Source organism: Mesorhizobium sp. M7A.F.Ca.US.010.02.1.1, from assembly GCF_004023085.1.
Lineage (GTDB): Bacteria > Pseudomonadota > Alphaproteobacteria > Rhizobiales > Rhizobiaceae > Mesorhizobium.
Window position 1 is genome coordinate 63783 of the sequence record NZ_RZRV01000031.1, and the last position, 14281, is coordinate 78063.

The window sequence follows — 14281 nt, forward strand, 5'->3', positions numbered from 1 at the left end:
TCAGGCGATCAGCACGCGCGGCTCGAAGCGGCCGTTGACGGGAATATCGAGCAGAAAGGTCATGCCGCCCTGCAGATCCAGCAGACGCTGCTTCTCATCCTTGCCCGACCAGGCGGAGGTGACCGCCAGCCGGTCGGCCTTGGCGCCGACGAAGGCTGGGCAAGATGGCTGCGTCACCGGCATGGCGACCGTGCGGACGAGCTTGCCGTCGGGTCCGTAGGCTTCGATGACGCTGCCGCCCCAGACGGCGTTCCACAGGATGCCGTCGCGGTCGAGCACGGACCCGTCGATATAACCCTTGGCCGAGCGGTGATCGACGAACAGCTTCGGCTCACCGGCAGGCAGGCCGGTCGCCGGGTCGCAGGCGACACGCATCAGCAGCCCGGTCGAGGTGTCGGTGTAGTAGGCGATTGCGCCATCCTCGGTAAAACAGATCGAATTGGAGACGGTGATGTCCGAAAACAGCCGGCGCAGTTCGCCTCTGAAAAACCAGTAGATCGAACCCGCACCCTTTTCCTCGCCCTTGCCCATGGTGCCCATCCACAAGGCGCCGCAGGGATGGACGCGGGAATCGTTGGAGCGCGTGACCGGATTGTCGGCCTCGACAGGCGTGTGCAGCGTCAGTTTGCCGGTCGCGACGTCGCGCACATAAAGGCCGGTCTCGGCGGCGATAAGCTGGCGCTTGTCGTCGATGACGGCGATGGCGCTCGCCATCTGGCCAAGCTCATGGACGGTGGTCGCGCCGCCGGACAGCCGCTTTTCCAGGAGCTGGCTGTTGACGATGTCGAACCAATACAGCGTATCGGTGGCGGGATCGTAGCTCGGCCCTTCGCCGAGCTGGCAGACGTGGTCGGAAAAAACCGAAACGATCGCTTCGCTCATCCTGCTTCTCCGAACGCCGCATCCCAGGCTGTCACCGCCGCCTCGGCCCGCGCGGCCACCTCGTCGACGCTCATGCCCGGCTTGAACAGGCTGGATCCCAGTCCAAAGGCGGTAACGCCGGCCGCCTTGTAGCCGGCAAAATCTTTTTCGGAGACGCCGCCGACGGCACCGACCAGCGTCTGCGCCGGCAACACAGCGCGCATCGCTGAAATGCCGCCGGCACCCAGCACGCTCGCCGGGAAAAATTTCAGGGCTGAGGCGCCGAGCTTGATCGCCAGCAAGGCTTCGGTCGGCGTGAACACGCCGGGCATCGTCACCATGCCGTAATGCATGGCGCGCGCCATGACCTCGGCATCGATGTTGGGACTGACCAGCAGCCGCCCTCCGGCCTGGTGCAAGCCATCGACATCGGCCGGCGTCAGCACCGTGCCGGCACCGACCAGTGCCGTTTTCGGCAGCACTTGGACGATGCGGGCGATCGACGAGAACGGTTGCGGTGAGTTCAGCGGCACTTCGATCGCCTCGATGCCGGCGTCGAACAGCGCCTGGCCCATGGCCATCGCCTCGGTGGGCTTGAGCCCGCGAAGGATGGCGACCAGCCCGCGCTTGAGTTTTGGAAACGGTGCGGTCTGGCTCATCGGGCTGCTCCAATTCTGGCGATCATGCCGTTCTCACGCGCCGCCTCGACGAGACCGGCACGCACCGCCTCATCAGCATCGACGGTCCGGACCTTAAGCCCGGCAGAACCAAGTGCGGCCCGGTAGAGCGCGGCGAGCGCGCCGGACGCAATCAGCACCACGGGTTCCGTGCCAGCGCCATGCCGGCGGCTGGCGGAGGCGATCTCGCCGCCGATCAGAAGGCCGGACAGGCAGGCGGCGGCATCGTCGGCTTTCAAATCCTGCAGCAGGCCGGCGGCGCGAATGGAAAACAGCCGCGAGGTGACATCGCCGCCATCAGCCAATGCGGTTTCGCACCAGCGGCGGAAGAACGGATTGTCCGATGTAACGGGTTTCGGATGTTCGCCGAGCGAATGGCGCAGGATCGAATGCGCGGCAAGCACGGAAAACAGCTCGCCGGTCGGCCAGGTGCCGAAGCCGGTGACAGTACCGTCCTCGACCAGCACCCATTTCGAATGGGTGCCGGGCATGCAGACCAGTTGGCGCCCCTTGGGCGGCAGGCCGGCGCCGGCGAGCTGGGTTTCCTCGCCGCGCATGACGTCGGGCGCATCGGTCAGCCGCTGGGCAAGACCCGGAACGATGCGGATGTCGCGGCTCTGGCCGGGCACGCTGGCGGCACCAGCAAGAATGGCGCTAAGCGGCGCCGGCACGGTGACATAGGGCGCTTCCAGCCAGCCCTGGCGGGATCCGGCCATGCCGCAGATGATGACGGGCAGCGCCGCTGGTGCTCCCATCGCCGCCAGGTGCCCTTCGAGGATGGTCGAAAAGCCCTTTTGCTGGGCGGTGATCAGGCCATCATCGCCACGGCGTTCGGCAAGCACCTTGCCTTGCCCGTCGATCAGCCAGACCCGCATGCGGGTCGTGCCCCAGTCGACGGCGGCGACCGCCGGTGCGTTGCCGGCTGGGCTCACAGGAAGCCTCCATCGACGATCAGCATCTGCGCGGTCAGCATGCGCGAGGCGTCCGATGCGAGGAACAGCACGGTGCCGACGATGTCGTCGGGCTGCATCACCTGTTTGATGCACTGCTTGGCGACATGGGCGGCAAGCCCCTGTTCGGTCACCCAGAGCTCCTTCTGCCGCTCGGTGATCACCCAGCCAGGCGCAATGGCGTTGACGCGGATGCCGTCGACACCGAGCTTGCCGGCCAGCCCCTTGGTCAGGCCGAGGATACCGGCCTTGGCGGCCGTGTAGGATGGCATGTCAGGGTGATTGATGAGATACGATGTCGAGGTGAAGTTGATGATCGAGCCACCGCCGGCCCGCTTCATGCCCGGCGCCACCGCTTGGGCGGTGAAGAAATGCGGCCGCAGATTGATGGCCTGGTTGTTGTCCCAGAACTCGACCGTCACATCCTCGACGGCGTGGCGTTCATCCCAGGCCGCATTGTTGACCAGGACGGTGACATCGCCATGCGCCTCGGCCGCCCTGGCTGCCGACGCCCGCAAGGCATCGACGTCGCGCAAATCGGTCTTGAGATAGAGCGGCCTCTTGCCGAACGCTTTTTCGATGCGGTCGGCAAGGGCCATGCTCGGGCCGTCGGCGATGTCGATGAAGGCGACATTGGCGCCCTGGCGCACGAAACCCTCGGTCAAGGCCGCGCCAATTCCGGAGCCGCCGCCGGTGATCAGCACCGAGGCTCCTTCGAGGTCGGCAAAATGCGCCGATGGCATCATTTCTTTTCTCTCCCAGCGCATGACCCCGAAAATCAGATCGATTTTGGGAAAGGATCATGCGCGAATGTTAAATGCTACAGCGCCTTTGCGCGTCTTGAAAAACGCGCGGCGCTGTAGCGTGACCGGCGCGCATCCTAGCCACGCAAGGCGCGCGGGCAAGGGCGAACCGTCGAATTTCAGGGCTTATGTCAGACAAAACGACAATGCGCCGCATCGGATTCGTACGGCGGCATTGTCGGGATCGGGGATCGCGGAGGATCGCCGGTCAGATCGCCTTGGCGCGCAGGGCGCCGCGGAAGGAATCACGGAGATAGCCGAGCGTGGCGTCGGCATCGACCGGCTTGCCGAACAGATAGCCTTGCCCGCCGGCACAGCCGAACTGGACGAGGCGGTCGGCCTGCGCTTCCTGCTCGATGCCTTCGGCGACGACGTCCATGCCGAGCCCCTCGCACATTGCGAGAATGGCGCGGATGATGTGTTCCGACGGCCTGTCGTCGAGAATGGAGGAGACGAAGGCGCGGTCGATCTTGAGCTTGTCGAAATGGAATTCGCGCAAGCGGCCGAGCGATGACTGGCCGGTGCCGAAATCGTCGAGCGAGACGCGGATGCCGACGCGGCGCAGATCCTCGACGATCTGCGCAGCCGAGGCCGGGTCGTTCATCAGGCCAGTCTCGGTGATCTCGATCTCCAGCCGCCGCGGATCGAAGCCGGTGCGATCGAGGATCGCCAGTATGTGCAGGCCAGTGTTCTGGTCGACGAGCTGCGAGGGCGACAGGTTGAAGGACAGGAACAGATCCTTCGGCCAGCTTCTGGCGGCCTCGGTCGCCTTGCGCAGCACCAGCTGCGACAACGGGCCGATGATGCCACGCTCCTCGGCGATGGGAATGAAGACGGTCGGCGGCACCGAGCCGAGGTCGCGATCTGTCCAGCGCGCCAGCGTCTCGAAGCCGATGGTGCGGCGCGTGTTGAGGTCGACGATGGGCTGGAAATGCGGCTCCACCTCGCCGGCCGAGACAGCACGGCGCAGCGCCTGTTCGATGCGGGTGACGCGCTTGGCCGCTTCTTCCATCTCACGGGTGTAGACGACGACGCGGCCACGGCCGGAACGCTTGGCATGGTAGAGCGCCGTCTCGGCCTTGTTGATGAGGATTTCCGTGGTCTCGTCGCCCGAATAGAACAGCGAGCAGCCGACCGAGGCCGAAAGCCTGGCGGTGCGTTCGCCGACATCATAGGGCGCCGACAGGATCTCGATCAGCATGCGGGACTTTTCGGCCGCTGCATCCTCGCTGAACACCAGGGGATAGAGAAAGGCGAATTCGTCGGCACCGATGCGGCAGACCGTGGAATGGCCGTCCATCGAGGCGCGCAGCCGCATCGCGACCTGGATCAGGATGTCGTCGCCGGCCTTGTGGCCGAACAGATCGTTGATCGGCTTGAAGCCGTCGAGGTCGAGAATGCCGACGGTAAAGGGCGCGGGATCCTCGGCACGGTCGGCGATCAGCCGATCGACCTTGTCGAAGAAGCGGCGATGGTTGCCAAGCCCGGTCAACGGATCGGTGAATGCCAGATCCGTGCTCTCCCTGTTTGCCTGACCGGTGCCAAACGAAGTTTGCATCGGTGTCCCTGTTTTGTGACGTCGGAATTTATTTTCAGACTGGCAGCAAACCCTTTAGGAAACGTATCGCGAGATCGATTTTCCACGGGCAACCGCGACTGTTTCGAAGGATCGATGAAAGCAGCGCATTCGGGTGTCGGATGCCAATCCTAGGAATGTCGCGATTGGCAGACGGGCAGTGAGCCTGTACAGGCAAGACAGTCGTCCATCCGAGCCGCCGGAGACCCGCCATGAAGCTGAAAATCGCCGTCCAGATGGACCACATCTCCACCGTGTCGATCGCCGGCGACACCTCATTCGCGCTGTCGCTGGAAGCGCAGCGGCGTGGCCATGAGCTGTTCCACTACACGCCGGATCGGCTGTCGTTGCGCGACGGCAAGGTGTTTGCCCGCATCGAGGAAATGCAGGTGCGCGACGAGAAGGGCAGCCACTATTCGCTGGGCGAGAAGGTGCGCACCGATCTGTCGGAGATGGATGTCGTGCTGCTGCGCCAGGATCCACCCTTCGACATGAACTACATCACCACCACGCACATCCTGGAGCGCATCCATCCGAAAACGCTCGTGGTCAACGACCCGGCCTGGGTGCGCAACAGCCCGGAAAAGATCTTCGTCACCGAATTTGCCGACCTGATGCCGGACACGCTGATCACCAAGGATCCGCTGGAGGTCGCCGCCTTCCGCAAGGAGTTCGGCGACATCATCGTCAAGCCGCTGTACGGCAATGGCGGCGCCGGTATCTTCCACATGCTGGAGGCCGACCGCAACCTTGCCTCGCTGCTGGAAATGTTCGGCCAGATGTTCCGCGAACCCTATATCGTGCAGCGCTATCTCAAGGACGTGCGCAAGGGCGACAAGCGCATCATCCTGATCGACGGCGAGCCGGTCGGCGCCATCAACCGGGTGCCGGCCGAACACGATTCCCGCTCCAACATGCATGTCGGCGGCCGCGCCGAAAAGACCGAACTGACGGAGCGCGAACGCGAGATCTGCGCCCGCATCGGGCCGTCGCTGAAAGAGCGCGGCTTCATCCTCGTCGGCATCGACGTCATCGGCGACTACATGACCGAGATCAACGTGACCTCGCCGACCGGCGTGCGTGAGGTCAAGCGTTTCGGCGGCGCCGACATCGCCAGCCTGTTCTGGGACGCGGTCGAGGACAAGCGGCGGACGTAACCGTTTTCACTTTGTCTTAACCATGTTCCGGTTTCTGCAACCGGCCACAACCCAGCCGCGACCGGCGCGGCTGCATATTCTTGTAATGTTCCTCATTTGATCGGGCGATTGCATAAGCCCGCTGCTGATCGACACCGGCGATGGGCTTTCCCTCCCCGCCACTGACCTTGCTGTTTCCACTTGGTTGCGCGACGGCTAATATGTGCGTGTAGTTCGAAGCCTGAAGGCCCGCGCCATGAAAATCAATGTCGTCTACGCGCATCCACTAGCCGACAGTTACCAGGCGGCGCTCCACAAACGGGTCGTTCAGACCCTCAAAGCCAGGGGTGACGAGGTCGTTGATTTCGATCTCCATCAGATGAAGTTCGATCCTGTGATGCATGCCGAAGAAAGACATGGCCACTTTGACCCTGCCCAGGCACCCAGCGACTTGCAGGTTTACATCGACGCGTTGAGATGGGCGGAGGCATGCGTTTTCTGCTTTCCGACATGGTGGTCAGGCATGCCCGCAATCTTGAAGGGTTATTTTGATCGAGTTTGGCGACCGGGGGTGGCTTACGAGTTGCCGGCAGACGGTGGCGTGATCAAGCCGGCGCTATTGAACATCCGGCGGATGGGCGTTGTTACCACATGCGGGTCGCCGTGGTGGTATACTGAACTGTACATGCAAAACCCGGGAAGGAAGGTGCTGCTGCGCGGTCTCAAGACTATGTGCGGCCGCAACGTGAGGCACCTCTACCTGACGAGATATTCCGTCGAAAACATCTCTGATGACCAGAGGGAAATGTTCGCCCGCAAGGTGGAGCGCCTGTTCGACAAATTCTAGCCATCTATGCTCGGGTATGTCATCTTTGATGCCAGCGAGCCTTTGACGGAGCGGGCGCTCAAGCTTCCGATCAAAGCCTAGCTTATGGACGGCGCTCCTTGCCGGCAGAATTCTCACCGTGGTGAAGCTATATGTTCTCGTAATGTTCTTGCTTAACTCCGAAATCTGTGGTTGTCTTCTTTGACTTCGCTCACACCCTGATCGCCAGGGCATGGGCGAACTACTGTCCGGGGGTACAAAAAATGGTGGCGCGGGTTCGCACGGTCGCTTTCCAAGGCATCGAGGCCGTGCCGGTCGACGTGCAGGTGATGATCGCGCCCGGCAAGGTCAACATGCATATCGTCGGCCTGGGCGACAAGGCGGTGGCCGAAAGCCGCGAGCGGGTGCAGGCCGCACTGCATGCTTCCGGCCTGTCGATGCCGTCGAAGAAGGTGACTGTCAATCTGGCGCCGGCCGACCTGCCGAAGGAAGGCAGTCACTACGACCTGCCGATCGCGCTTGGCCTGATGGCTGCCCTTGGCGCCATCCCGGGCGACATGCTAGCCGGCTATGTCGTGCTTGGAGAATTGTCGCTCGATGGCACGATTGCCGCGGTCGCCGGCGCCTTGCCGGCGGCGATCGCGGCCAATGCCGAGGGCAAGGGCCTGATCTGCCCGTTCGCCTGCGGACCGGAAGCGGCCTGGGCTGGAAAGGATTTCGACATTCTGGCGCCGCGCAGCCTGATTGCCGTCGCCAATCATTTTCGTGGCACGCAGGTGCTGTCGCGCCCCGAGGCCGGCATCCACGCCGCGGCGCTGGATCTGCCCGACCTCGCCGACATCAAGGGCCAGGAGACCGCCAAGCGGGCGCTGGAGGTGGCGGCGGCCGGTGGTCATAATCTGCTTATGATCGGACCGCCAGGATCGGGCAAATCGATGCTGGCGCAGCGGCTGCCGTCGATCCTGCCGCCGCTGGCGCCGAAGGAATTGCTCGAAGTCTCGATGATCGCCTCGGTGGCGGGGGAACTCGGCGAAGGCAAGCTGACCGACCGGCGGCCGTTCCGCGCGCCGCACCACTCGGCCTCGATGGCGGCGATGGTCGGCGGCGGCATCCGCGCGCGGCCGGGCGAGGTGTCGCTGGCCCATCACGGCGTGCTGTTCCTCGACGAGTTTCCCGAGTTCACGCCGCAGACGCTCGATGCGCTGCGCCAGCCGCTGGAGACCGGCGACTGCATGATCGCGCGGGCCAACCATCGCGTTACCTATCCGGCGCGTATCCAATTGGTGGCGGCGATGAACCCATGCCGCTGCGGCATGGCCGGCGAGCCAGGCTATCGCTGCCTGCGCGGCGAGCGTTGCCGCACCGACTATCAGGCGCGCATTTCGGGCCCGCTGCTCGACCGCATCGATCTCAGGATCGAAGTGCCGGCGGTCTCGGCCAGCGACTTGATCCGGCCCGACCGGGCGGAGAAGAGTGCCGATGTGGCGATGCGCGTGGCACGCGCCCGCACCATCCAGCGCGAACGCTTCGAGCGGCTCGGCGCCACCCGCGCCACCACCAACGCGCATTGCTCACCGTCGATCATCGAGGAAATCGCCATGCCTGACGCCACCGGCCTGTCGCTGCTCAAGGACGCCAGCGAGAAGCTCGCCTTTTCCGCCCGCGCCTACCACCGGGTGCTGAAAGTGGCGCGCACACTGGCCGATCTCGACGCCAGCGAAACCGTCGGCCGAATCCATCTGGCCGAGGCGATCTCCTACCGCATGAGCTCGGAGCGGATGGCGCAGGCGGCGTAGGTCCCTCGCCGCCCGACAAGCCGACCTCGCCACGTTGCCTTCCGCGATCACGCCATAACCCCGCGCCTGCGAATCGATCATCTCCACGGTGCGGCGGACCTGATTGTCCGCTTGGCCGGCGTCCTCACCACCCAACGGCCCCCAACCGAGCGGGCGCCGGCCATTTCTCCCTCTTCCGGAGGCGTGGACGTCACCTGCATCGGACCAAAGTCTTGGTCTCTGCATTGGACATTCCTTATTTAGACAATGCGAATATGGTTGCGGTCGGGGAGCCCGCTATGTTCATTGACTACTACGAAGTTTTGGAAGTTAGCCCGAACGCCAACTCGGAAACGCTGGAGCGCATTTTTCGCTATTTTGCGATGCGCTATCATCCCGACAATCGCGAAACCGGCGATGAAGCCCGCTTCAGTGAAATCGTGGAAGCCCACAACACGCTCAAGGATCCGGTCAAACGCGCTCAATACGACATCGCGTACAAGGACCATGCCGGCCTTCGCCGCGAGCTGACCGAGGAAGCCAGCAGCACCAAGGGCGTCGAGCGGGATGTCGTGATCCAGGCCAGGCTGCTGTCGCTGCTTTACGCGAAGCGCCGGCACGACGTCAGCAATCCCGGGATCGGAGATGTGGAGCTCGAACGCTTGTCAGGCTGTCCGCGAGAGCATCTCGAATTTCATCTCTGGTATCTGAAAGCGAAGGGCTGGATAGCAAGAGTGGAAAACGGGACGATCGCGATTACGGTGGAAGGCGTCGATCGGGTCAACTCCGAACACCGTCGCGATCCCACCATCCGGCTCCTGGACCATACGGCTTCCTGACGCCTTGTCTGTGGCCGGAAGCAAATAGCATCCGCCGCACCAGTCGCGGACGCGCCTTCAACGCCGCTGGCGATTTCACCACCGTCGAGCGAAATACGACAAAACCGATCCGTTGCCTCAGGCTTGCTGCGCCTTCAGTTCCAGCCGCCGCGCGTGCAGCACCGGCTCGGTGTAGCCGTTGGGCTGGACGCGGCCCTTGAAGACCAGGTCACAAGCGGCCTGGAAGGCGATCGACTTGGTGAAATCGGCGGCCATGGGCTGGTAGAGTGGGTCGCCCGCGTTCTGGCGGTCGACGATATCAGCCATGCGCTTCATCGTCGCCATCACCTGGTCCTCGCTGCACACGCCGTGGTGCAGCCAGTTGGCGATATGCTGTGAGGAAATACGCAGCGTGGCGCGGTCTTCCATCAGGCCGACATCGTTGATGTCAGGCACTTTCGAGCAGCCGACGCCTTGGTCGATCCAGCGCACGACATAGCCAAGAATGCCCTGCGCGTTGTTGTCGAGTTCATTCTGGATGTCTTCAGGCGACCAGTTCGGCCGCACCGCGACCGGCACCGACAGGATGTCGTCGAGCTTTGCCTTGGGCCGGTTCTTGAGTGCGGCCTGCACGGCATGGACATCGACCTTGTGGTAGTGCGTGGCATGCAGCGTCGCCGCCGTCGGCGACGGCACCCAGGCGGTGTTGGCGCCCGCCTTGGGGTGGGCGATCTTCTGTTCCAGCATTGCCGCCATCAAATCCGGCATCGCCCACATGCCCTTGCCGATCTGGGCGTGGCCGGCCAAGCCGCATTCCAGCCCGGTGTCGACATTCCACGCCTCGTAGGCGGAAATCCAGGCGGCCTGCTTCATGTCGCCCTTGCGGATCATCGGGCCGGCTTCCATCGAGGTATGGATCTCGTCGCCGGTGCGGTCGAGGAAGCCGGTGTTGATGAACACGACACGCTCTTTTGCGGCGCGGATCGCCTCCTTGAGGTTGACGGTGGTGCGCCGCTCCTCGTCCATGATGCCCATCTTGATGGTATTCTCAGTCATGCCGAGCAGGGCCTCGACGCGGTCGAATATCTCGACGGCGAAAGCGACCTCCTCCGGCCCATGCATCTTGGGTTTCACGACATACATCGAGCCGGCGCGGGAATTGGCGCGGCGGCCGTTCGGCCCTACATCGTGCAGCGCGATCAGCGCCGTCATCGCCGCATCCATGATGCCTTCCGGAACCTCGTTGCCGTCGCGATCCAGTATCGCCGGATTGGTCATGAGGTGGCCGACATTCCTGACCAGCATCAGCGAGCGGCCGGGCACGGTCAGCGTGCCGCCGGCGGGCGCGGTGTAGGAGCGGTCAGGGTTGAGCTTGCGGACAAAACTCTTGCCGCCCTTGGTGATCTCTTCCGTCAGATCGCCCTTCATCAGGCCGAGCCAGTTGCGGTAGACGACGACCTTGTCTGGCGCATCCACCGCCGCGACCGAATCCTCGCAGTCCTGGATGGTGGTCAGCGCCGATTCCAGGATGACATCGGCGATGCCAGCCGGATCGGTGCGGCCGATCTGGTTGTTGCGGTCGATCACGATCTCGATGTGCAGGCCGTTGCGCACAAGCAGCACGGTATCGGGATTGGCGGCATCGCCACGATAGCCGACGAATTGCCTGGGGTCGGCCAGCGTCGTCGAGCCGGCGCCGGCGCTTAGCCGCAGGGCGCCTTGCGCCAATGACAGACCGTTGACCCCGGCCCATTTGCCCGAGGTGAGCGGGGCAGCCTCGTCGAGGAAGGTCTTCGTCCAGGCAACGACCTTGGCGCCGCGCGCCGGATTGAAGGCTTTGCCCTTTTCGGCGCCATCCGTTTCGGGGATGGCATCGGTGCCGTAGAGCGCATCGTAGAGCGAACCCCAGCGCGCATTGGCGGCGTTGAGCGCATAGCGCGCATTCATCACCGGCACGACCAGCTGCGGTCCGGCAACATCAGCGATTTCGGGGTCGACATTGTCGGTCGACACGCTGAAGGGCGGGCCCTCCAGAACGATATAGCCGATCTCTTTCAGGAAGCCCTTGTAGGCCTCCATGTCGACCGGCGCGCCGTGATCGCGATACCAGCCATCTACCTGTTCCTGGATGGCGTCACGCGCTGCCAGCAGCGCCCGGTTCTTCGGCGCCAAATCATGGATGATGGCCGAAAAACCGTTCCAGAAGGCGTCCGCTTCGATCTCCGTGCCCGGCAGCGCTTCCCTGGCCACGAACTCATGCAGCTCGCGGGCAATCCGCAATCCGGCGATCTCGATGCGGTCGGTCATCAGGCTACTCCAGATGAAAGGCTTTGCGGGCCTTTGGCATGTCAGGTTTGCCGGGTCAATTCAGCTTAGGGTGAAGGTGGCGTATTTCGCCGCCCCGCTCAAACCGCAATGCGCGGCCTTCCCGAGGCCACGGCCACGACATGCGCCTCGATGAACATGCGCTGGGCTTCGACGGTCGAGACCCGGAATTCGGTGGCGACGTCGATCTCGGCGCTGTCGGTGCCGGCATCCCTGGCGCGCTCCGCGACGATGGCGCGGACATCGGCCTCGGCCGCCGCGATCGCCGTCGCCTCGTCGAGGAAATCGCGCACGGTCTCGCCCGAGGCGAGACGAAACAGCCCTTCCATGGGCTGGCTGACCCGCGCCTCGGCCGATACCCTGACCTGGCCGACGACGGCGCCGAGCGCGTTGGCGACATCGGTATCCCTGGGCACCACGCAGTCATTGCCGATCAGCGGCGGCAGCCCGGCATAGTGCAGCGGCGCCGAGGCGCCGAGGCCGATGACCGGGCGGTCGAGCGCAACGCTCAGGCGGGCGATGCCGGGATGCGCGTCGACCGCGCGCTGCACCAGGGCGTGCGCCACCGTCGACGCGCCATCGAGCCCATCCTCGGCAAAGGCGGTCTCGAGGATATATTCGGCCGACCAGCGCGTCAGCGTCACCAGCACCCGTTCCGAAATCGCTTCCGGCGAAGCGGCGATGTTCTGGCCACGGCCGTCACGCTTGCGGGCGAACAGTTCGGCGCCGAGGCGCGCGGCGATGGGATCCCAGTTCGCCTGCTTGCCCAGCACATGGGCGGCGTCCGACGGGGTGAAGCCGGCGACATGCACCAGCCCGCGCGACACCAGCCGGTTCAGCGTGGCGTTCTGCGCGTTGGAACTCAAAAGCCTGTCGACGGCGAGCGGCACGGCACCGATCAGCTCGTAGAGCCTGGCTTCGGCGCCGGTCAGGCCGGCGGCGAGCCGGTCCGGCACGCCGGTGCGCACCGCGAAGCGGCCGTCCATGCGGCCGGGATTGGGCGCCCGCAGCTGGCGTTCGAGTTCGGAGGTGACAGCTGTACCGTGCGCCATGCCGGCCAGCGCCAACGGCACCAGGCGGCGCGGCCCGAGCAGGATCTTCGGGTTGAGCGCGCCATCTTCCAGCGCCACTTCGGAATCGCCGCCGAGGCCGAAGGTGCGCATGGCGACGGCCTCGACCATGGTGCGGAAGCCGCCGACGGTGGCGCCTTCCGGGTCGAGCCTGGGGCGGCCGCCGTCGAGCACGGCGACGTCGGTGGTGGTGCCGCCGATGTCCGACACCACAGCATTGTCGAGCCCGGTCATGTGGCGGGCGCCGACCAGGCTGGCGGCCGGGCCGGACAGGATGGTCTCGATCGGCCGCTGGCGGGCAAACGCTGCCGAAACCAGCGCACCGTCGCCGCGCACCACCATCAGCGGGGCTGCAATGTTGCGCGCCTGGAGAAAGCCTTCGGTTGCCGCCACCAGCCGGTCGATCATTGAGATCAGCCTGGCGTTGAGCAGAGTGGTGAGTGCCCGGCGCGGGCCGCCGAGCTTGGCCGACAGCTCGTGGCTCGATGTGACCGGCAGGCCTGTCTTTTCGCGGATCAACTCGCGGGCGGCGATCTCATGCGCCGGATTGCGGGTGGCAAAATAGGCGCAGACGGCAAAGCCGGACACCGAGGCGCCGAGTTCCGGCAACGCCGCCTCCAGTCCAGACAGATCGAGCTTGGCGGCATTGCCGTGCACATCGTGGCCGCCCGGACAAAAAACCACCGGATCGGTGCCGAGCGCGGCCTTCAGCCCGTCGCGGGCGAGGTCGCCCTCGGAAAAGCCGATCATCACCAGCGCGACGCGGCCGCCCTGGCCCTCGACAAGCGCGTTGGTGGCAAGCGTCGTCGACATCGACACCAGCTTGATATCAGCCGGATCGGTTCCCGCTTTCTGCAGCACCGCGTCGACGGCGCCGGAAATACCCACGGCAAGATCATGCCTGGTGGTCAGCGCCTTGGCCTTGGCCAGCACCTTGCCTTTGTTCGGCCCCTCTTGCGGGCCTTCCGTCTCAGACCACAACACGGCGTCGGTATAGGTGCCGCCGGTGTCGATCCCGAGGAACAGCGGCTTTGGCTTGGTCTTGGCTGTCATCTTTTTGGCGGCGGTCCGGGTGGCAATTTATTTGTCCCTGCCCTTAGCCGATACGGAACGGACGATAAAGCCGCGAGCGCTGGGCCACGGTAGGTAGGTTGGTGGTGGTGAACAAGCGAGGTCGGCGGGACAGCACCCCCCTCTGCCCTGCCAGGCATCTCCCCCGCAAGGGGGGAGATCGGATGTCATCCCCGCTTTCGCCATCTTCAATGCCGAAAAGGGCGCCGCCGGCGGAAACTGCCAATCTCCCCCCTTGCGGGGGAGATGTCCGGCAGGACAGAGGGGGGTGCTGCCCCGCCGGCCAAAACAGCTACCCCACAAACCCCACCTTCTTGTGCGTGCCATCGCAGAACGGCTTGTTGGCGGAATGGCCGCAGCGGCAGAGGAAGGCGCGTTGCGTACGGTCGACCG

Annotated in this window: 12 protein-coding genes; 4 read left to right on the forward strand and 8 right to left on the reverse strand. The window is 64.5% G+C overall.

The window, feature by feature from the left end; all coding sequences use genetic code 11:
• The 5 genes from EOA19_RS25325 to EOA19_RS25345 form a co-directional block, all read right to left on the reverse strand.
• Window positions 1-882 carry an SMP-30/gluconolactonase/LRE family protein gene (locus EOA19_RS25325; RefSeq protein WP_128305152.1) on the reverse strand — a complete coding sequence of 294 codons (882 nt, stop codon included), beginning with the start codon at window positions 880-882 and terminating at the stop codon, window positions 1-3.
• Entirely contained in the window at window positions 879-1520 is a 642-nt protein-coding gene (locus EOA19_RS25330) for a 2-dehydro-3-deoxy-6-phosphogalactonate aldolase (protein ID WP_128305153.1), read from the reverse strand. Before EOA19_RS25330 ends, EOA19_RS25325 begins: the two co-directional genes overlap by 4 nt.
• The gene (locus EOA19_RS25335) at window positions 1517-2470 is read right to left on the reverse strand and encodes a 2-dehydro-3-deoxygalactonokinase (protein ID WP_128305154.1); all 954 of its coding nucleotides are present in this window, start codon (window positions 2468-2470) and stop codon (window positions 1517-1519) included. Before EOA19_RS25335 ends, EOA19_RS25330 begins: the two co-directional genes overlap by 4 nt.
• Window positions 2467-3234 carry an SDR family oxidoreductase gene (locus EOA19_RS25340; protein ID WP_128305155.1) on the reverse strand — a complete coding sequence of 256 codons (768 nt, stop codon included), beginning with the start codon at window positions 3232-3234 and terminating at the stop codon, window positions 2467-2469. The genes EOA19_RS25335 and EOA19_RS25340 overlap by 4 nt, the downstream gene beginning before the upstream one ends.
• A 265-nt stretch (window positions 3235-3499) precedes the next feature.
• On the reverse strand, window positions 3500-4849 hold the full coding sequence (locus tag EOA19_RS25345; protein WP_128305156.1) for an EAL domain-containing protein: 1350 nt from the start codon (window positions 4847-4849) through the stop codon (window positions 3500-3502).
• A 230-nt stretch (window positions 4850-5079) separates the two neighbouring features.
• Between EOA19_RS25345 and gshB the strand changes: the two genes are divergently transcribed.
• From gshB to EOA19_RS25365, 4 genes are all read left to right on the forward strand, one after another.
• Window positions 5080-6024 carry a glutathione synthase gene (gene gshB / locus EOA19_RS25350; protein WP_128305157.1) on the forward strand — a complete coding sequence of 315 codons (945 nt, stop codon included), beginning with the start codon at window positions 5080-5082 and terminating at the stop codon, window positions 6022-6024.
• 235 nt (window positions 6025-6259) lie between these two features.
• The gene (locus EOA19_RS25355; protein ID WP_128305158.1) at window positions 6260-6850 is read left to right on the forward strand and encodes an NAD(P)H-dependent oxidoreductase; all 591 of its coding nucleotides are present in this window, start codon (window positions 6260-6262) and stop codon (window positions 6848-6850) included.
• Window positions 6851-7092: 242 nt separating this feature from the next.
• Window positions 7093-8625, forward strand: coding sequence for a YifB family Mg chelatase-like AAA ATPase (locus tag EOA19_RS25360; RefSeq protein WP_128305159.1), 1533 nt, complete (start codon window positions 7093-7095; stop codon window positions 8623-8625).
• 278 nt (window positions 8626-8903) lie between these two features.
• Window positions 8904-9443, forward strand: coding sequence for a J domain-containing protein (locus tag EOA19_RS25365; RefSeq protein ID WP_127296986.1), 540 nt, complete (start codon window positions 8904-8906; stop codon window positions 9441-9443).
• A gap of 117 nt (window positions 9444-9560) precedes the next feature.
• On the opposite strand, the gene EOA19_RS25370 is transcribed toward EOA19_RS25365, so the two are convergent.
• From EOA19_RS25370 to EOA19_RS36565, 3 genes are all read right to left on the reverse strand, one after another.
• Window positions 9561-11729, reverse strand: coding sequence for a malate synthase G (locus EOA19_RS25370; protein ID WP_128305160.1), 2169 nt, complete (start codon window positions 11727-11729; stop codon window positions 9561-9563).
• A 98-nt stretch (window positions 11730-11827) separates the two neighbouring features.
• Window positions 11828-13870, reverse strand: coding sequence for a hydantoinase/oxoprolinase family protein (locus EOA19_RS25375; protein ID WP_128305161.1), 2043 nt, complete (start codon window positions 13868-13870; stop codon window positions 11828-11830).
• Between the two features lie 310 nt (window positions 13871-14180).
• Window positions 14181-14281 (reverse strand): CDGSH iron-sulfur domain-containing protein (locus EOA19_RS36565; RefSeq protein ID WP_206638116.1); only part of this gene is annotated, 101 nt, incomplete at its 5' end.